Origin of the sequence: Bradyrhizobium sp. CCGUVB14 (assembly GCF_024199935.1) — a bacterium.
Classification (GTDB): Bacteria; Pseudomonadota; Alphaproteobacteria; order Rhizobiales; family Xanthobacteraceae; genus Bradyrhizobium.
Genome location: NZ_JANADS010000001.1, coordinates 3,723,953 through 3,741,269 on the forward strand (window position 1 = coordinate 3,723,953; position 17,317 = coordinate 3,741,269).

Sequence of the window (17,317 nt, forward strand, 5' to 3'; positions counted from 1 at the left end):
TTCGTGGTGTCCGATTTGGACATGAGGGGTGATATTTGCAGCAACTGGAAACGCCGCAACGATCGCGCGGCCTAGCCGTCGCAGTAAAGCCGGATCGAAGCCCATCCCACATCGATAAGCTGGCTCTCTGGTTCTCCAAAGGCAGCACAATCGATGGACTTTGGGTCGGGACATCCGAAAGCAAGCCCCACCCGGCGTTGCGCCGCGTGGAGGAGGCTCTCCAGCTCATCAAGCGTCACGACGCGCTTGGCTATGCCCGGATCACGCGTGATCTCGACCGAATATGGGTGCATCTGCTCCCCAGCGCCCAAGCGCACTATGATCGGTCGATCAACGCTTGCGTGCTCGATGAGCGATACATCCTAAGCGACACGATGACACTCGAGCAGATCGCGTCGACCTTCATCCATGAAGCGACCCACGCACGCCTTGAGGGCTGGGGAATCTCCTATGTCGAGGCGATGCGTCCCCGGATCGAAGCCATCTGTCTTCGCCGGGAGTTGAGCTTCCTCAATAAATTGCCGGACACCGAGGCGTTGCGGGACGAGATCGCGCGTACGTTGGAGTGGTGTGTTGCGGATTCCGATGGCTACTTTGCCGATGCAAGCTTCCGTGTGCGCGAAGAGGACGGACAAATCGAAACATTGCGCCATCTAAACGTCCCGGACTGGCTCATCACATGGGCGACCTGGCTGATCAGCAGGCGGCGAAAACGCGCATCGGTGTCGCTGGGTTCTTAGCCTTCGGCTCCTGATCGAAATCTGTGTTGTCCCTCTACGCTGTCACTGCGAGCGCAGCGAAGCAATTCAGATTCCTTCCGCGGCGGTGGTCTGGATTGCTTCGCTGCGCTCGCAATGACGAATTTGTTGAGCGATCACGCGCCTCATGCTCAGCCGTCATACCCCGCGAAAGCGGGGTATCCAGTACACCGCGGCCTCTCGGTTCTCGCCGAGCCGTCTATACAATACTGGATCGCTCGCCTTCGCGGGCGAGGGCAGTGAGCTACCTCAGAAATTCACCCGGTTCGAGATCGCACCATCCACGATCAGATTGGCGCCGGTCGTGAACGACGAGGCCGGGCTTGCCAGAAACACCGCGGCGTTCGCGATCTCCTGCGGCGTCGCCATGCGCCCGGTCGGATTGCGCTTCATCGCGTCGTTGTAACGCTCGGGCATGTTCTGCTCGATCATGTTCCAGACGCCGCCCTTGAAGTAGACGGTGCCGGGCGACACGACATTCACGCGGATCTTCTTCTTGGCGTATTGCCGCGCCAGTCCTTTGGCCATGTGGATCAGCGCCGCCTTGATCGGGCCGTAGGAGCTGGCGAGATCGGCCTGCGCCGCCGAGATCGAGGAGATGATGACGAAGGCGGCATCGCCGCGCGTCTCGCCGCTTGTCTCGAGGAACGGCCGCGCGGCGTCGAACGCATGCACGGCGCCGAGCACGTCGAGCCGGAAATTCTGCTCCCATGACGCGGGATCGTGACCTTGCGCCATCGCGCCGGCATTGGCGAACAGCAGGTCGATGCCGCCGAACTCCTTTGCCGCGCCCTCGACCCACGCCTTCAGCGCCGCGCCGTCGGTGACGTCGACCGTGCCGCCGGTGGCGCGGATGCCGCTGGCCTTCAGCTCGGCCACGGTGGCGGCGACTTGCTCCGCATTGCGCGCGCACACGGCAACATTGCTGCCCTCACTGGCCAGCGTCGCCGCAATTGCCCGACCGATGCCGCGCGTGCCGCCGAGCACGATGGCGTTTTTTCCTTTGAGACCGAGATCCATTGTTTGGGTCTTCCCTTTTTGTTGGTCGTCACGAGTGTAGCCGCGGAGGCGGAGAAAGTCCTCCCCTCACTCCGGCGAAGCCCCCACCGGCGGGCCGCCGGGCGGACGGTGCAGGAAGGTCAGCGAGGCGTAAGCGCCGGCCCAGGAGCCGATCGCCGCGAAAGCGACATAGAACGCGTTTTCGGTGTAGCTGATCACGGCATAGGAGGAGAGCAGATACCAGACTGCGCTCCAGTTCGCCGCCGGCACGCGCTTGCGCGCAATCACGGCCGAGGTGAACATCACGTAGACTGCGTCGGTGGCCGCGGTTGCGACGAACACGGCGCCTGCGGTGAGGGGATCGATGGCGGCCATTGCATTCCCTTATGTGCTAGTGAATGGTCACCGAAAACTAGGGGAGAGAAGAGGCCATGCAAAGCCCTGCCGACATTCTCAGGGATATCTGGACCTCTGCCGGAGGCGATGTCGCGGCCCTTGAGCGCGTGCGCCTGACCGGCGACGAGCCGCAGATACCGTCCTCGTTCCGTGTCGCCGTCGCCGGACAAACGACGATCGCCGCTGCCGGCCTTGCCGCCGCCGAGATCTGGCGGCAACGCAGCGGCGAGGCGCAGGATGTGACCGTCGACATGGGTCACGCCGTCGTCGAATGCCGTTCCGAGCGCTATCTGCGCCTCGACGACAAGCCGCCGCCTCCGGCCTGGGACGCCATCGCCGGCGTCTACAAGACCGGCGACAGCCGTTTCGTGCGCTGCCACACCAATTTTCCGCATCATCGCGACGCCGTCTGCAAGGTGCTTGGCTGTGTGCCCGAGCGCGAGAAGGTGCAGGCCGCGCTGATGCAATGGAAGGGCGAGGATTTCGAGACGGCCGCCTATGCCGCCGGCGGCGTCGTCGCGCTGATGCGCTCCTACGACGAATGGTCGGCGCTGCCGCAGGCGCGCGCGCTGGCCGAGCTGCCGCTGATCTCGATCGAGAAGATCGGCGATGCTCCGCCCAAGCTTTGGTCCAAAGGCGATCGCCCGCTCGCAGGCCTGCGCGTGCTCGATCTCTCCCGCGTCATCGCCGGTCCCGTCGCCGGCCGCACGCTCGCTGCGCACGGCGCCGATGTGCTGCTGGTCTCGGGGCCGGACCTGCCCGCGATTCCCTGGCTCACCATCGACACCGGCCGCGGCAAGCTCACCACCTTCATCGCGCTGAAGAGCGAGGCGGGCCAGGCGCAGATGCGCGCGCTGTTGCAGGACGCCGACATCGTCTCGCAAGGCTATCGCCCGCGCGCGCTCGCCGCTCTTGGCCTCTCGCCGGAGCGGGCCGCGGAGATCGATCCCGGCATCGTCTACGTCACGCTGTCGGCTTACGGCCATGCCGGCCCCTGGGCCGAGCGGCGTGGCTTCGATTCGCTGGTGCAGACGACGACCGGCTTCAACGATGCGGAAGGCAAGGCCGCCGGCATCGACGGTCCGAAGGAATTGCCGGCGCAGATGCTCGATCACGCCACCGGCTATCTGATGGCGTTCGGCGCGATGATGGCCAAGGCGCGCCAGGCCCGTGAAGGCGGCAGCTGGCACGTGCGCGTGTCGCTGGCGCAGACCGGACGCTGGCTGTGGAATCTCGGTCGGCTCGAAGGCGGTCTCGATACCCCGGATCTTACGGGTGAGGCCGTACATGCTGCGTTCATGGAAACGGTGTCATCTGGCTTCGGCACGTTGAAGGCGGTGCGCCATTCGGCTGTGCTGTCGCGGACGCCGGCGCAATGGAGCCGTCCGGCGATGCCGCTCGGCAGCCATCCGCCGCAATGGCCGGGCTGAAGCTGACGTGAAGCTGACGTGTCGCAAAATTTTAACGCAAACCGAAGGACGGCCAGCGTTTTTTAGGTTGTTTGCAATCCCAATTCGGCACTATTAGCGCGACCGATGAGGCAGCCGTCTGCCGAGATCGTCGCAGACAAGACCGGGCCCCATGGTAGTTGAAAATACCAAGCGTTTGCAGGTGCTTACAAAACAACGGATGATCGTATCCGTAGTTTTACTGGCGCTTGCCGGGGCCGGCGCCTACGGGTTTCTCTATGCGGGCGTCAAGGACAAGAACCACTCCGAAGTCTCCAGCCAGTCGCGCAGGAACGCCCAGAATTTCACGCCGACGCCGTCCGAATGGGCGACGCTGACGATCGAGCCGGTCAATGCCAAGGCCTTCCGCGCCGAGTACGTCACCGAAGGCAAGGTCGCGGTCGATGAAGACCGCTCGACTCCGGTGTTCTCGCCTTATGCGGGCCGGGTGACCAAGCTGCTCGCCAAGCCGGGCGAGAGCGTGACCCAAGGTCAACCGCTGTTCACAATCGAGGCCGCCGACACCGTGCAGGCCCAGAACGATTTCATCGCGGCGATGACGTCGCAGAACAAGGCGAAGTCGGCGCTCGAGCTTGCCGACATCCAGTACCGGCGCGCCAAGGATCTCTACGAAGGCCGCGCCATTCCGCTCAAGGATTATCAGCAGGCGGAGGCCACCCAGGTCCAGGCGCAGAACGACATGCGCTCCGCGGTGACGGCGCTGGAGGCCGCAAACAACAAGCTGCGCATCCTCGGCTTCACCGACGAGACGATCAAGGCGTTCCAGACCAAGAGCACCATCAATCCGGAGATCACGATCTATGCGCCGATCGCGGGCACGGTCGTGCAGCGCAAGATCGGCCCCGGGCAATATGTCAGCGCCGGCGCCAGCGACCCGGTTTTCGTGATCGGTGATCTCTCCACCGTCTGGCTCACCGCCTTCGTGCGCGAGAGCGACGCTGCTCAGGTCAGCATCGGGCAGGACATCAACGTCAACGTCATGGCGCTGCCGGGCCGTCCGCTGACCGCCAAGATCAACTATGTCGCCGCCGCGATCGATCCCAATACCCGCCGCCTGCTGGTCCGCGCCACCATCGATAACAAGGATGGCCTGCTCAAGCCGGAAATGTTCGCCAATGTCACGATCTATTCGGCCGGCGACCGCGCGGCGCCTGCGGTGCCGAAGCAGGCGCTGATCTACGAAGGCGACCAGGTGCGCATCTGGGTCGCGCGTGACGACAAATCGGTCGAGCTCCGCCAGATCAAGATCGGCCTCATCAATGGCAACCTCGTCGAGGTGACCAGCAACCTGAAGCCCGGCGAACGGATCGTCGTCAAAGGCAGTCTGTTCATCGACCGCGCGGCGTCCGGTAGCTGATCGACGAGCCCCACGAAACTGCGAAAAAACTGAATGGATCGTCTCGTCGCCCTAGCCGTCCACCGGCGCTTCCTGATGGTCGGCATGTTCGTCGCCGTGTTCATCGGCGGCCTGATTGCGTTCAATCAGCTCAACATCGAGGCCTATCCCGATCCGACCCCGCCGATGGTCGACATCGTCACGCAGAGCCCGGGCCTGTCGGCGGAAGAGATCGAGCGCTACATCACGATCCCGATCGAGACGCAGGTCGCGGGCCTGAAGAACCTCACGACCATCCGCACCATCTCGCTCTACGGCCTCTCCGACGTCAAACTGCAGTTCTCGTTCGCCTACACCTATGACGAGGCGTTGCAGCAGGTCCTGAACCGCCTGGCGCAACTCGCGCCGCTGCCGGGCAACGTGCAGCCGCAGATCTCGCCGCTGAGCCCGATCGGCGAAATCTTCCGCTATCGGCTGGTCGGCCCGCCGAACTACAGCGTGCTCGACCTCAAGACCATCCAGGACTGGATCCTGCAGCGCCGCTTCCGTTCCGTGCCCGGCGTGATCGACGTGACCGGGTGGGGTGGCAAGAGCAAGACCTATGAGCTCCAGGTCGACAACAACAAGCTGGTCGCCAACGGCCTGACGCTGCCGCAACTGCTCCAGGCGGTCAGCAATTCCAACGTCAATGTCGGCGGCAACACCGTCAATATCGGCCAGCAATCGGCCGTGGTGCGCGGCGTCGGCCTGATCAAGTCGATCGACGACCTTGCCAACACCATGATCGCCCAGACCAACGGCAATCCGGTGCTGGTCAAGGACGTCGCCACCGTCACGATCGGCCAGAAGCCGCGTCTTGGCATCGCCGGCATCGACGATTCCGACGATATCGTGCAAGGCATCGTCCTGATGCGCCGCGGCGAGCAGAGCTCGCCGACCATCAAGCGCGTCCACCAGCTCGTTCAGACCATCAACGAGTCCAGCATCCTGCCGCCCGGCGTGCGCATCGAGCGCATCTATGACCGCGGCGACCTGATCGAGCTCACCACCCACACCGTGCTGCACAACATGGTGGTCGGCATCCTCCTGATCGTGCTGCTGCAGTGGATCTTCCTCGGCGATCTGCGCAGCGCGCTGATCGTCGGCGCCACGATTCCGTTCGCGCTGTTCTTTGCCGTGATCATCCTGGTGCTGCGCGGGGAATCGGCAAACCTGCTGTCGGTCGGTGCCATCGATTTCGGCCTGATCGTGGATGCCACCGTCATCATGGTGGAGGCGATCTTCCGCCGCCTGACGCAGACCACGCCGCCGACGGAATCCGAGCAGATGTCGCCCGAGACGCTGTTCGGCATGAAGAGCCACGCCATCCTCAGCGCCGCGGCCGACGTCTCGCGCTCGATCTTCTTTGCCGCCGCGATCATCATCGCGGCGTTCCTGCCGCTGTTCACGCTATCCGGTGTCGAAGGCAACATTTTCGGACCGATGGCGCGTACCTATGCCTACGCGCTCGCCGGCGGCCTGCTGGCGACCTTCACCGTGACGCCGGCGCTCTCCGCGATCATTCTGCCGGCCCATGTCGAGGAGACCGAGACCAGGGTGATGCAGATCCTGCATCGGATCTACATGCCGGTTCTCAATTGGGCCGTCGCCAACCGCGCCATCATGCTCGGCGCCTCGGTCGGCCTCGTGCTGATGACGGTCGCGCTCGGCCGGCTGCTCGGCCTCGAATTCCTGCCCAAGCTGGAAGAGGGCAATCTCTGGATCCGTGCCACGCTGCCGCCGACCATCTCGCTCCAGGAGGGCAACTCCTACGTCAACGAGATGCGCAAGCTGATCCGCGCCCGGCCCGAGGTCGAATCCGTGGTGTCGCAGCACGGCCGTCCCGACGACGGCACCGACGCCGCCGGTTTCTTCAACGCCGAGTTCTTCGCGCCGCTGAAGCCTGCGAGCCAGTGGCCCGGCACGCATGACAAGGAGGAGCTGACCGCGGAGCTGCTCAAGCAGCTCGACGACCGCTTCCCCGGCGTCGAGTTCAACTTCTCGCAATATCTCCAGGACAACGTCTCCGAGGCCGTCTCCGGTGTGAAGGGCGAGAACTCGATCAAGCTGTTCGGCAGCGATCTCCAGGCGCTGACCGACACCGCCAACAAGATCAAGTCGGTGCTCGCGACCGTGCAGGGCGTGACCGACCTCGCGGTCTTCACCTCGCTCGGGCAGCCGACGGTGCAGATCGACATCGACCGCGCCAAGGCCGCGCGCTACGGGCTCGCCCCCGGCGACATCAACGCCACCATCAAGGTCGCGATCGGCGGCGACTCCGCGGGCGACATCTACGAGCCCGGCTCCGACCGCCACTTCCCGATCATCGTTCGCCTTGCGCCGGAATATCGCCGCAGCGCCGAGGCGATCCAGAACATTCGGATCGGTGCGCCCGGGCCGAACGGCTCCGTCACCCAGATTCCGCTCAGCGAAGTTGCCTCGATCAGCCTCGTTTCCGGCGCAGCGTACATCTACCGCGAGCAGCAGGAACGCTATCTGCCGATCAAGTTCTCGGTCCGCGAGCGCGATCTCGGCAGTGCCATCCGCGAGGCCCAGCAGAAGATCGCCGACCAGGTGCAGCTGCCGCCCGGCTCGCACATGGAATGGGTCGGCGAGTTCGGCAATCTCCAGGACGCGATCCGGCGGCTGTCGATCGTGGTGCCGATCTCGCTGGCGCTGATCGGCATCCTGCTCTGGTTCAATTTCGGCTCGATGACCGACACCCTGCTCGCCATGAGCGTGATCCCGATGGCGATCTTCGGTGGCGTGCTCGGCCTGCTGATCACCGGCACCGCCTTCAGCGTCTCGGCCGCGATCGGGTTCATCGCCCTGTTCGGTATCGCGGTGATGGACGGCATCATCATCCTGTCGCAGTTCAATCAGCTGATCGACGAAGGCATGGACCGCGTGAGCGCGGTGATCCGCACCGGCGAATTGCAGCTTCGCCCCGTGCTGATGACATGCGTCGTCGCCGGCGTCGGTCTGCTGCCGGCCGCGCTGTCGGCGGGCATCGGCTCGCAGGTGCAGAAGCCGCTCGCGGTCGTCGTCGTCACCGGCATGCTGCTGGCGCCGATCGTGATCCTGGTGACGTTGCCGGTGCTGATCTCCTTCTTCTCCCGCCGCGCGCGCTGACGCGCGAGCTAGCCCAACGCGCGCTGCGCGATCCGCAGCAGCATCGTGGTGCCGAGCCCGAGCAGCATCAGGCTCGCGAATCGGCTGCTCAATGACAGCATCCGCGGCGTCAGCCGCGAGCGCGCGGTGGCGACGATCGTGCTGAGGATCATCCACCACACCGCAGAGCCGACGAACACGCCCGCGATCATCGGTGCAGCTGCGGCCTGCGTGGAGAACGCGTGCAGCGCTGCGAGAAACAGGATGACCGTCAACGGATTGGTCAGCCCGAGCGCGATGGCGCTGAGATAGGCGCGGGCGAGACGCACGCGGTCGATCTCGCCTTCGTCCTGCAGAACGATGGAGCACCGGTGGGTGCGAAGCGCGAACCACAACAGCGTCAGCGCCGAGACGACGCCGAAGATAACGGCATTCGCCTCGACCCAGGGCTGCGCAAGCGCGCCCAATCCCAGGACTGCGAAGGCGCTGTAGGTGAGATGCACGGTCGCCGCGCCGAAGCCGGTGGCGAGGCCTGTGGCCATGCCCGACGCCAATGTGCGCTGAATGCACAGCATGCCCATGGGCCCAATCGGAGCCGCGACGGTGAAACCAATTCCGATGCCGGAAAAAAGCGCGGCAAGAAAATGCGATAAGGGCATGCATCCGCACGATCAAATGAAATCTGTGCGTGTGCGTAGCCGCGAAATTGAATCGTCGCCTCAACCGGAAGGCTGAAAAGCAGACGAGAGCGCAAACACGAACGTGTGAGTCAGCGTCGTTGTGCTCGCGTGACAACAGTTCCATCACAGCGTCGCATTTTGTTTGAACCTTATTGAAGGTGCCGCGACTCAGAAGCCGTAGAGTCGCGCCGGATTGTCGACCAGGATTTTCCTGCGTACATCCGCATCCCGCGCCCAGAGCGGAAGCTGGTTGAGCAGCCGGCCATCGTCGATGGCGTGGAAGGGTGCGATGTCGGTGGCCTTGCGGCCGTCGATTTGCGCCGAATCCGGATGCGGCCAGTCGGTGCCCCAGACGATGCGGTCCGGGTTCGCGGCGATCAGTGCGCGCGCATAGGGCAGCATGTCCTGATAATCGGGCGCGAGGTTCGACGAGCGATAGGCGCCTGAAATCTTCACATAGGCTTTTCCGGATTTGACCAAAGCGACGAGGTCGGCAAAGCCCGGCTGCTCCAGTCCGAGCGAGGCCTCGAGCCCGCCAAAATGGTCGAACACCGCAGGCACCGGTGAGGCCAGCACGAGATCCCGGATCGCGGAGATCATCGACGGCGTGGTGTAGAGCTGCACATGCCAGCCGCGCGCCGTCATGCGCCCGACGGCGGCGGTGAAGCGGGCGCGGCCGACATCGGGATTGTTGACGCCGTCAGTCGCCAGATTGATGCGGATGCCGCGGAAGCCGGCCGCATGCATCGCGTCGAGCTCGGCTTCCGTGGTCTTGTCATCGATCACGGCTACCCCGCGCGCAGTAGCGCCGCGGGCCTTCATTCCGAACAGGCTGGAGGAATTGTCGGTGCCGTAGACGCTCGGCGTGACGATCACGACGCGCTCGATATGCAGCGCCTTGTGCAGCGCCGCCATTTCCTCGGGGCTTGCCGGTCCCGGCGTGTAAACGCGCCCCGTGAAGAACGGAAATGTCGCGACATCGCCATGGATATGGGTGTGACAGTCGCAGGCATGGGCCGGCACGTCGAAATTGATCGGCGTCGCGGGTTGCGCTGCGCGCGCGTAAACTGTGTCGGTCATGGCTGCTCCGGCGGCGGGGAAGGCGCGCGCACGATATCACATCAGCCGGGCAGTCCCGCCAATTCGCTGCACAGCTGCTCGACCAGTTCCGCAAGCGGACGTGCGCCGTCGACGCGAACGACCGGGCAGGGCAGATCCGCGAGCCACGTCTCATCTTTTGCGAGACTGCGGCCGTCGCGATCACCGGCTTCGTAGTGCGAGGCCCAGTCGACGAACGCCTCCATCTCCGCGTGACGCCAGCCTCCGGGCGCGACAGCATCGGCACCGAAATGAGCAGCTTCGCGCGCACGCAGTCGCTGCAGGCGAAGCTCGCTCGGCGTTGACACGAAGATGACGACATCGAAGAACGGGACGAGCTCGTTGCCCCAGCCGGTGACGGTTCCGCTCAGCACCCAATCGAGCCGCGGCAGAAACATCTCGCGCATCAGGCGCAGCCGATCGGCGGCAGGGCGTGTCGTCTGGTAGGGTGGAGCAGTCGGCAGCCAGAAATAATCGTCACTGTCGTGATGCGGCAGCGCCAGCCGGCCCGCAAGCGCGCGGCCGAGCGTCGTCACGCCGGATCCCGAAGCTCCCATCAGATGGATGCGGCGGCTCTTCATGTTCATATTCCGGAATGCCAGACGAGCTCTAGGCGACCCGGCGGCGCTTCGCGGGCCGGCCGCTCGTCGCGGGCTGTGCGGACAAGGTCAGGCCCAACGCCCCGACAATGCGCATGACGGTCCCGAACTCGGGATTTCCCGCCTCTCCGAGCGCCTTGTACAGGCTTTCGCGGTTCAAGCCGGCTTTCTTCGCGATCTCGCTCATGCCGCGCGCCCGTGCAACGAGGCCAAGCGCGTCACGCACGAAATCCGCATCGCCGGTTTCCAAGGCAGCTGCAATATAAGCGGCCTGACGCTCCTCGGTGTTGAGGTAGTCAGCGGCATCGAAGCGCGTTGTCTTGGTGGTCGTCTTGGCTGCGGCTTTGGGCGTCGCCTTGGGCATCATTCTGTCTCCGCCAGCTTCTGGGCTTGCTCGATGTCCTGCCGTTGTGTGCGTTTGTCCCCACCACACAACAGGATCACAATCTGCGTTCCGCGCTGTACATAGTAAATCCGGTAGCCCGGACCATGGTCGATGCGCATTTCCCGGACATTGCGGCCGACGCTCTTGCTGTCACCGGGGTTGCCCATCTCCATGCGGCGAATGCGGGCAGCGATGCGAGCAACCGCATTGGCATCTTTGAGACGGTTCAGCCACGCTGAAAAGCGCTCCGTTTGTCTCACCTCGATCATGGTGGGACCACTGTAGCCCATGGGCTACAAAATGTCAAAAGGATCGGCGTGGCGCGCCGAGACGACCCAAGGCCGAGGTTGGTCTGAACCCGATCGGCTCGCGAGCGACTACTGCCCCGACGGCGTACGCAGGCCGTGCCAGGCGTCGCGGACCTGCTGGTAGTGCACCTCGGGCAGATAGTCCGGGGTGTTCAGGCTCAGCGTCTTGACGTCGAGATGACCGACGGCGCTGAGCAGCGTGTAGGAGGCGATCACGCGGTCGCGCAGCGCGCCGATCAGGCGGGCCCTGGCCTGGATCAGATCGGCCTGCGAGTTCAGCACGTCGACGGTGGTGCGCTGTCCGCCGGCGGCCTCGCGCTGCACGCCCTGGAGCGCGACGGTTGCGGCTTTCACTTCGGATTCCGAGGCCGAGACTGCGATCTTGGCGCCTTCGTTGGCGACCCAGGCGCTGACCGCTGCGGTGCGCGCCTGGTTGCGTACCTGGTCGAGCACGAGCCGGCTCTGCGCCGTGACTTCCTTGGCCTGCCGGGTCTGAGAGGCGGCCTGGCCGCCGTCATAGATCGGTGCGGTGACGTTGGCGACGATCGAGGCCTGGTCGGTGGCGAAGGTGCCGAGCGTCTGGTCGGCGTCGCGGCTGCGGCTGACGCTGCCCTGGAGGCTGGCGCTCGGCAACAGCGCGCCTTCGGCGACGCGGATATTGGTCGAGGCGACGTCGACGTCGAAACTGGCTGCCATCACCGCCGGATGCTCGCGGATCGACATCGCGATCGAATCTTCGCGGGTCTTCGGCAGATAACGATCGACCACTTCGGCAGGGCGGAGCGCCGAGGGCGCATTGCCGATCACCTGGGAATAGGTCGCCTGGCTCACCGCAAGGGCGACTTCGGCGGCATTGAGGTCGGCAAGGCCGCGGTTGAGGCGGGCCTCGGCCTGGGCGCTGTCGGTCGGGGTGACGTCGCCGGCATTGAGTCGGCGCTGGGTGATGGCGAGCGTCTCGCGCAGGAAGGCGACGTTGGAGCGTTGCGCCTCGACCAGCGACTGGTTGGCCAGCACGTTGGTGTAGGCGGTGACGGCGTCGAGCAGCACGCCCTGGCCGACATTGCGCAGCGCCTCGCGGCCGGACTGCACCTGGAGTTCCGCGACCCGCACGTTGTTGGCGGTGCGGAAGCCGTTGAACAGGGTCTGCGACACCGTAACCCCGATGGTCCAGGGCTTCAGCGTCGCGGTCTGGATGGTGTTGTCCGGAAGCAGGTTGCGCACCGCCTGCAGGCCGGCGCTGAGGCTCGCCACGATCTGCGGCCGGTAGCCGGCGAGCGCCTGCGGCACGTTCTCGTCGGTGGCGCGCTGCCTTGCGCGTTCGGCGTTGAGTTGGGGGTTGGTCTGGTAGGCCTTGACCAGCGCCTCCGGCAGGGCCTCCGCGCAGGCCGCGGCGGGCAGGGCGCAACAAAACGCGACCGTGGTCCATGCCGCCAGGACAGGACCCACGCCCGATCGACGCCGCGTCATCACGCGGCCAGCTCTGGCGGCACGCCCAATCATGTAATCCCGCAAAACCCCGGCTGTCCGCCCCCGCCGACGGCGGCTCTCTTAACTGTTTACCCAGCGCCGGTCCCGCAGGCAAACTGCCGCGGAGGAAACCCCCATGAAATCCGTGCTTGTTGCAGGTGCGTCACACAGCGATTCCGCCTCGAATGCGCTATAGGGGACCCATGGCGCCTTCCAATTCCGTCGGGCGCCTTTGCCATGCGGTCCGGACCCACGGATGATGCCGAAATTCTTCTCCGATCCCGATGCGCTCGCGGAGGAGATCATTCGCGAGGTTGGAACCGATCTGGTGGTCGGTCTGCCGCTCGGCCTCGGCAAGGCCAATCACGTGGTCAATGCCCTTTACGCGCGGGCCTGCGCCGATCCTTACATCAAGCTGACATTGCTGTCGGCGCTGACGCTGGAGAAGCCGAAGCCGAAGGCCCTGATCGAGCGCCGCTTCATCACGCCCGTCATCGACCGCCTGTTTGGAGGGTATCCCGACCTGGCCTATGCCGATGCGCTGCGCGCGAATCGGCTGCCGCCCAATATCAGCGTGGTCGAGTTCTTCTTTCTTGCCGGACGCTGGCTGCATGTGCCGGCCGCACAGCAGAATTACATCTCGGCCAACTATACACACGCGGCGAGCTATCTGCTGGCGCGCGGGATGAACGTGGTGACGCAGCTGGTCGCCAAACGCGTCGTCGATGGCGTGCCGCGCTACAGCCTGTCCTGCAACACCGACACGACGCTGGACGTGCTGCGCGAGCGTCGCGCCGGACGCGCGTCGTTCAAGCTGATCGCACAGGTGAATTCCGAGCTGCCGTTCATGCCGGGCGAGGGCGATCTTCCGGCCGAGGAGTTTTGCGCCGTGCTGGACAGCGCGGCGACCGACTTTCCCCTGTTCGCGCCGCCGTCGGAGCCGATCTCCGATACCAAATACGCGATCGGCCTGAATGCGGCCGCTCTCGTGCGCGACGGCGGCACGCTGCAAATCGGCATCGGACAGGTCGGCGATGCGCTGGCGCAAGGCCTGATCCTGCGCCATCGCGACAGTGCGGCATTTCATCATGTCGTCACACGGCTGTCTCCGGCGCGACCAGCCGTCGCGCAGGAGGCCGGTGCCTTCGAGGCGGGCCTTTACGGCGTCAGCGAGATGGTCACCGAGGCGTTCATCGGCCTGATCGACGCCGGCATTCTCAAGCGCGCCGTCGACGGCGTGGTGCTGCACGGTGCCTTCTTCCTCGGTCCAAAGTCGTTCTATCGCGCGCTGCGCGAGATGCCGCCGGAGTTGATCGCACGCGTCCAGATGATGCCGGTGTCGTTCACGAACGAGCTCTACGGCGATGAGGACCAGAAGCGTCGTGCCCGCATCGACGCACGCTTCATCAACGTCACGATGATGGCGACGCTTCTGGGTGCAGCCGTGTCCGACGGCCTCGACGACGGCCAGGTCGTGAGCGGCGTCGGCGGACAGTACAATTTCGTGGCGCAGGCTTTTGCCCTGAACGCAGCGCGATCGGTCCTGACGCTCGAGGCCACGCGGCAGGCCGGCGGCGCGCTGAAATCCAACATCCTTTGGCACTACGGGCACGAGACCATCCCGCGTCATCTGCGCGATGTCTTCGTCACCGAATACGGTGTTGCCGATCTCAGGGGAAAGTCGGACGCCGATGTGATCGCGGCCATGCTCGAGATTGCTGACTCGCGCTTCCAGGAAGAGCTGGTGCGGGTGGCGAAGGAGGCCGGCAAACTGCCGCGGGGCTACGATATCCCGGCGGTCCATCGTGAAAACCATCCGGAGCGGATCGCGGCAGCACTCAAGCCCGCGCGCGAGGCCGGGCTGTTGCCGTCGTTTCCGTTCGGCTGCGATTTTACCGAGGTCGAGCAGCGCCTCATCCCGGCGCTGGAGATCCTGCAGGGCGCGCAGCATTCATCGCGGGCGCTGGCGGGCCTGTTGTGGCAAGGCTTGACGCAGAAGCCTGACGCGGCGGATCAGGCGTGTCTCGCACGCCTCGGCCTCGATCGCCCCAAAACCTGGCCGGAGCGGTTCTACCGCGCGCTCGTCAGCGCGGCTTTGGCACGTAGTCACGTCTAGCCTCGGGTGTCGTCCCGGCGAAAGCCGGGACCCATAACCCCAGGGAGGAGTTTGACGAAGACTCGTTGTTTGGTACGTCCACCTTCCGCCATCGATGGATTCCGCGGTATGGGTCCCGGCTTTCGCCGGGACGACTGCGGAGAGTCTTACCGGTTCTTGTTCACCGGCTTGCGCTTCTCGATGAACGCGGCCATGCCTTCGGAGCGGTCTTCGAGTGCGAAGGTCGAGTGAAACAGATTGCGTTCGACGCTCATGCCTTCGGCGAGCGTGGTCTCGAAAGCGCGGTTGACTGCTTCCTTGGCCATCGCAACGGCAGGACGTGACATGGAGGCGATCTTCTCGGCAGCCGCCATGGTCTCCTCCATCAGCTTGTCGGCGGGCACGATGCGGCTGACGAGGCCCGAGCGCTCGGCTTCGGCTGCGTCCATCATGCGGCCGGTGAGGCAGAGATCCATCGCCTTGGACTTGCCGATCGCGCGGGTCAGGCGCTGGGTGCCGCCGATGCCGGGGATGGTGCCGAGCGTGATTTCGGGCTGGCCGAATTTGGCGGTGTCGGCGGCGATGATGAAATCGCACATCATGGCGAGCTCGCAGCCGCCGCCGAGGGCATAGCCGGCGACAGCCGCAATGGTCGGCTTGCGGCAGCGCGCGACGCGGTCGCCGCCGATCGCGGCAAAGTCCTCGGAGAACATGTCGATGAAGCCTTTCGGCTGCATCTCCTTGATGTCGGCGCCGGCGGCAAAGGCCTTCTCGCTGCCGGTCACGACGATGCAGCCGATGGCGTCATCGGCTTCGAGATCGTCGACGGCGGCAGCAATCTCGCGAAACACGCCGAAGGAGAGCGCGTTGAGCATCTTCGGCCGGTTCAGCTTGATGATGCCGACCGCGCCTTTGCTTTCGACGATGATGTGTTCGAACGTGCTCATGGTCCACCCACGCGTTTGATTGGGCGGGCAATGTGCCCGCTGGCGGGGTGGGCTTCAAGGGGTCCAAAAGCGGCCGGGACGCGCGCGCAGCGCGCCCCGAGACGGGCGTTAGGCCAAGACCTAAGCCATGAACATGCGGGCGGCGGAGGCCAGTGTCAGCAGCGTGCCGACGCCGATGAAGATCTTGCCGATCAGCGAGCTCTGATCCCAGGCCGAGCTCGGCTGGCTGCTCGCCATCATCGGCGCCGGACGCGGCTGCGCGTCGGTTGCGGCGACCACCGCCTTCTGCACGGGCGGGTTGTCCTGTGGCAGGGCGCGATCGAGGTCGTTGAGCTGGTCGGGCGCGACCACCTGGTTCTCGGCTTTGGGGGCAGCGTTCGTGTCGGTCGCTGCTTGCACATTGTCGTTGGCGCGGCCCGTCATCGCCGAGGCTGCGGCCGCAGTCGGCGTGTCCGCGGCGGCGAGCTGCGCGTTCGCATTGGCGATTTCCGGCGGCATCTGGCTCGAGGCCGGGACGTCGGTCGCGGCCTTGCTGCTGACCTTGGTCCCGTCGGCCTGCGGCGTGGCATCCGCCTTGTCAGTCTTGTCGTCGGATTTCTGCGCCGTCTTGCTGTCGGTGTGGCGGCGCGACGAATGGCGTCGCTGCTTGCTCGGCTTGACCACATCGGCCTGTTTGCTTGCGCCGTCCGGATTCGTGCTCGCAGCGCTCGGTGCGGCCTGCACGGAGGCTCCAAACAGCAGGAATAGTCCGGTCAGAGCGACCAATGCCGCGTGTCCGCTGGCTTTCATCATGTTGATGATCTCCCCAATTCGCCCGTCCCGGGGCGAACAGAGACCCCGGCCCATGACGACAACGGGGCAAAATATGGGAATCTTCGGGCCACACCGGGCAAAACCGGGGCAAACCTTGTCCGGTGCATAGGCCCGCCGGGTGCGGCACGGACCGATCGGTGTTATGAGCCCTGCGAGAGCTTTCTGCGGCTGCTTCGGGGCAGGGTCAGTCTTGATCACGACTTTGTGATCAAGTAGGCCCCGACGTAACAAATTGAAAGAGCGGCCGAATTGCAATGGTGAGGGGCGCGCGTGCGCGGACGTGAGGACGAGTGGACCGACCTGATGCGGTCGGCCATGGCAGGCGATGATGCGGCGTATCATCGCCTGTTGAAGGCGGTCACGCCGGTGCTGCGCGCTGCCGCAAGGCGCGGCCTGGCCAGGGCCGGGCAGCCTCCCGATCAGGCCGAGGATATCGTGCAGGAGATTTTGTTGGCGGTGCATCTGAAGCGGCACACCTGGGATAGCGAAGCGCCCTTCGCCCCCTGGCTGTTCGCGATCGCGCGCAACAAGCTGATCGATGCGCTCCGGCGTCGCGGCCGGCGTGTGTTCGTCAACATCGACGATTTCGCCGAAACGCTGCCCGGCGAGACGCCGCAGGAGACGGCCTCGGCAGGCGAGGTCACCGCGCAGCTCAATACGCTGCCGCAGCGCCAGCGCGACGTGTTGCAGTCGATCGCCGTCGACAGCGCCTCGATCAAGGATACGGCGACGAAATTCTCGATGAGCGAAGGTGCCGTGCGGGTCGCGCTGCACCGGGGCCTTGCGGCCCTGACGGCCAAACTACGGGACCACTAGT

At 65.1% G+C, this 17,317-nt stretch carries 16 protein-coding genes; 6 read left to right on the forward strand and 10 right to left on the reverse strand.

The genetic code is table 11. From position 1 onward, the window contains the following. The first annotated feature begins 35 nt into the window (after positions 1-35). Positions 36-740, forward strand: a complete 705-nt coding sequence (locus tag NLM32_RS17190) for a hypothetical protein (RefSeq protein WP_254130121.1) — start codon at positions 36-38, stop codon at positions 738-740. A 267-nt stretch (positions 741-1,007) separates the two neighbouring features. Here the strand turns inward: NLM32_RS17190 and NLM32_RS17195 are convergent, their stop codons facing one another. Beyond that, on the reverse strand, positions 1,008-1,778 hold the full coding sequence (locus tag NLM32_RS17195; RefSeq protein ID WP_254130122.1) for an SDR family NAD(P)-dependent oxidoreductase: 771 nt from the start codon (positions 1,776-1,778) through the stop codon (positions 1,008-1,010). A gap of 66 nt (positions 1,779-1,844) precedes the next feature. Further along, complete coding sequence (locus tag NLM32_RS17200) at positions 1,845-2,132, reverse strand: hypothetical protein (RefSeq protein ID WP_254130123.1); 288 nt, start codon at positions 2,130-2,132, stop codon at positions 1,845-1,847. Positions 2,133-2,188: 56 nt separating this feature from the next. Here NLM32_RS17200 and NLM32_RS17205 point away from each other — a divergent pair, with 56 nt between their 5' ends. The 3 genes from NLM32_RS17205 (at position 2,189) to NLM32_RS17215 (ending at position 8,129) form a co-directional block, all read left to right on the forward strand. After that, positions 2,189-3,583, forward strand: a complete 1,395-nt coding sequence (locus tag NLM32_RS17205; RefSeq protein WP_254130124.1) for a CoA transferase — start codon at positions 2,189-2,191, stop codon at positions 3,581-3,583. A 151-nt stretch (positions 3,584-3,734) separates the two neighbouring features. Then, positions 3,735-4,979, forward strand: coding sequence for an efflux RND transporter periplasmic adaptor subunit (locus NLM32_RS17210; RefSeq protein ID WP_254130125.1), 1,245 nt, complete (start codon positions 3,735-3,737; stop codon positions 4,977-4,979). Between the two features lie 33 nt (positions 4,980-5,012). Then, the gene (locus NLM32_RS17215) at positions 5,013-8,129 is read left to right on the forward strand and encodes an efflux RND transporter permease subunit (RefSeq protein WP_254130126.1); all 3,117 of its coding nucleotides are present in this window, start codon (positions 5,013-5,015) and stop codon (positions 8,127-8,129) included. Positions 8,130-8,137: 8 nt separating this feature from the next. On the opposite strand, the gene NLM32_RS17220 is transcribed toward NLM32_RS17215, so the two are convergent. From NLM32_RS17220 to NLM32_RS17245, 6 genes are all read right to left on the reverse strand, one after another. Next, positions 8,138-8,767, reverse strand: a complete 630-nt coding sequence (locus tag NLM32_RS17220) for a LysE family translocator (protein WP_254130127.1) — start codon at positions 8,765-8,767, stop codon at positions 8,138-8,140. Positions 8,768-8,956: 189 nt separating this feature from the next. Continuing rightward, on the reverse strand, positions 8,957-9,868 hold the full coding sequence (locus tag NLM32_RS17225) for an amidohydrolase family protein (protein ID WP_254130128.1): 912 nt from the start codon (positions 9,866-9,868) through the stop codon (positions 8,957-8,959). Positions 9,869-9,909: 41 nt separating this feature from the next. Then, positions 9,910-10,467, reverse strand: a complete 558-nt coding sequence (locus NLM32_RS17230; protein WP_254130129.1) for a hypothetical protein — start codon at positions 10,465-10,467, stop codon at positions 9,910-9,912. 28 nt (positions 10,468-10,495) lie between these two features. Continuing rightward, positions 10,496-10,849, reverse strand: a complete 354-nt coding sequence (locus NLM32_RS17235) for an addiction module antidote protein (RefSeq protein ID WP_254192738.1) — start codon at positions 10,847-10,849, stop codon at positions 10,496-10,498. Continuing rightward, positions 10,849-11,139, reverse strand: a complete 291-nt coding sequence (locus NLM32_RS17240; protein WP_254130131.1) for a type II toxin-antitoxin system RelE/ParE family toxin — start codon at positions 11,137-11,139, stop codon at positions 10,849-10,851. Before NLM32_RS17240 ends, NLM32_RS17235 begins: the two co-directional genes overlap by 1 nt. A 108-nt stretch (positions 11,140-11,247) precedes the next feature. Next, positions 11,248-12,678 (reverse strand): TolC family outer membrane protein, encoded by a 1,431-nt coding sequence (locus NLM32_RS17245; RefSeq protein ID WP_375143562.1) that lies wholly within the window; start codon positions 12,676-12,678, stop codon positions 11,248-11,250. A 226-nt stretch (positions 12,679-12,904) separates the two neighbouring features. On the opposite strand from NLM32_RS17245, the gene NLM32_RS17250 reads away from it, so the two are divergent. Beyond that, on the forward strand, positions 12,905-14,761 hold the full coding sequence (locus NLM32_RS17250) for an acetyl-CoA hydrolase/transferase C-terminal domain-containing protein (RefSeq protein ID WP_254135332.1): 1,857 nt from the start codon (positions 12,905-12,907) through the stop codon (positions 14,759-14,761). A gap of 146 nt (positions 14,762-14,907) precedes the next feature. Here NLM32_RS17250 and NLM32_RS17255 read toward each other — a convergent pair whose 3' ends face one another. Then, positions 14,908-15,687: an enoyl-CoA hydratase gene (locus NLM32_RS17255; RefSeq protein WP_254130133.1), complete on the reverse strand. Its 780-nt coding sequence runs from the start codon at positions 15,685-15,687 to the stop codon at positions 14,908-14,910. Positions 15,688-15,807: 120 nt separating this feature from the next. Continuing rightward, positions 15,808-16,479, reverse strand: coding sequence for a hypothetical protein (locus NLM32_RS17260; protein WP_254130134.1), 672 nt, complete (start codon positions 16,477-16,479; stop codon positions 15,808-15,810). Positions 16,480-16,770: 291 nt separating this feature from the next. Here NLM32_RS17260 and NLM32_RS17265 point away from each other — a divergent pair, with 291 nt between their 5' ends. Continuing rightward, complete coding sequence (locus NLM32_RS17265; RefSeq protein WP_254130135.1) at positions 16,771-17,316, forward strand: sigma-70 family RNA polymerase sigma factor; 546 nt, start codon at positions 16,771-16,773, stop codon at positions 17,314-17,316. Position 17,317 lies beyond the last annotated feature (1 nt).

Excerpts from the sequence above, each read along its gene's own strand:
- NLM32_RS17195 (WP_254130122.1), bottom strand. The coding sequence starts at position 1,778 with ATGGATCTCGGTCTCAAAGGAAAAAACGCCATCGTGCTCGGCGGCACG.
- NLM32_RS17200 (WP_254130123.1), bottom strand. The coding sequence starts at position 2,132 with ATGGCCGCCATCGATCCCCTCACCGCAGGCGCCGTGTTCGTCGCAACC.
- NLM32_RS17205 (WP_254130124.1), top strand. The coding sequence starts at position 2,189 with ATGCAAAGCCCTGCCGACATTCTCAGGGATATCTGGACCTCTGCCGGA.
- NLM32_RS17210 (WP_254130125.1), top strand. The coding sequence starts at position 3,735 with ATGGTAGTTGAAAATACCAAGCGTTTGCAGGTGCTTACAAAACAACGG.
- NLM32_RS17215 (WP_254130126.1), top strand. The coding sequence starts at position 5,013 with ATGGATCGTCTCGTCGCCCTAGCCGTCCACCGGCGCTTCCTGATGGTC.
- NLM32_RS17220 (WP_254130127.1), bottom strand. The coding sequence starts at position 8,767 with ATGCCCTTATCGCATTTTCTTGCCGCGCTTTTTTCCGGCATCGGAATT.
- NLM32_RS17225 (WP_254130128.1), bottom strand. The coding sequence starts at position 9,868 with ATGACCGACACAGTTTACGCGCGCGCAGCGCAACCCGCGACGCCGATC.
- NLM32_RS17230 (WP_254130129.1), bottom strand. The coding sequence starts at position 10,467 with ATGAAGAGCCGCCGCATCCATCTGATGGGAGCTTCGGGATCCGGCGTG.
- NLM32_RS17235 (WP_254192738.1), bottom strand. The coding sequence starts at position 10,849 with ATGCCCAAGGCGACGCCCAAAGCCGCAGCCAAGACGACCACCAAGACA.
- NLM32_RS17240 (WP_254130131.1), bottom strand. The coding sequence starts at position 11,139 with ATGATCGAGGTGAGACAAACGGAGCGCTTTTCAGCGTGGCTGAACCGT.
- NLM32_RS17245 (WP_375143562.1), bottom strand. The coding sequence starts at position 12,678 with ATGATTGGGCGTGCCGCCAGAGCTGGCCGCGTGATGACGCGGCGTCGA.
- NLM32_RS17250 (WP_254135332.1), top strand. The coding sequence starts at position 12,905 with ATGCCGAAATTCTTCTCCGATCCCGATGCGCTCGCGGAGGAGATCATT.
- NLM32_RS17255 (WP_254130133.1), bottom strand. The coding sequence starts at position 15,687 with ATGAGCACGTTCGAACACATCATCGTCGAAAGCAAAGGCGCGGTCGGC.
- NLM32_RS17260 (WP_254130134.1), bottom strand. The coding sequence starts at position 16,479 with ATGATGAAAGCCAGCGGACACGCGGCATTGGTCGCTCTGACCGGACTA.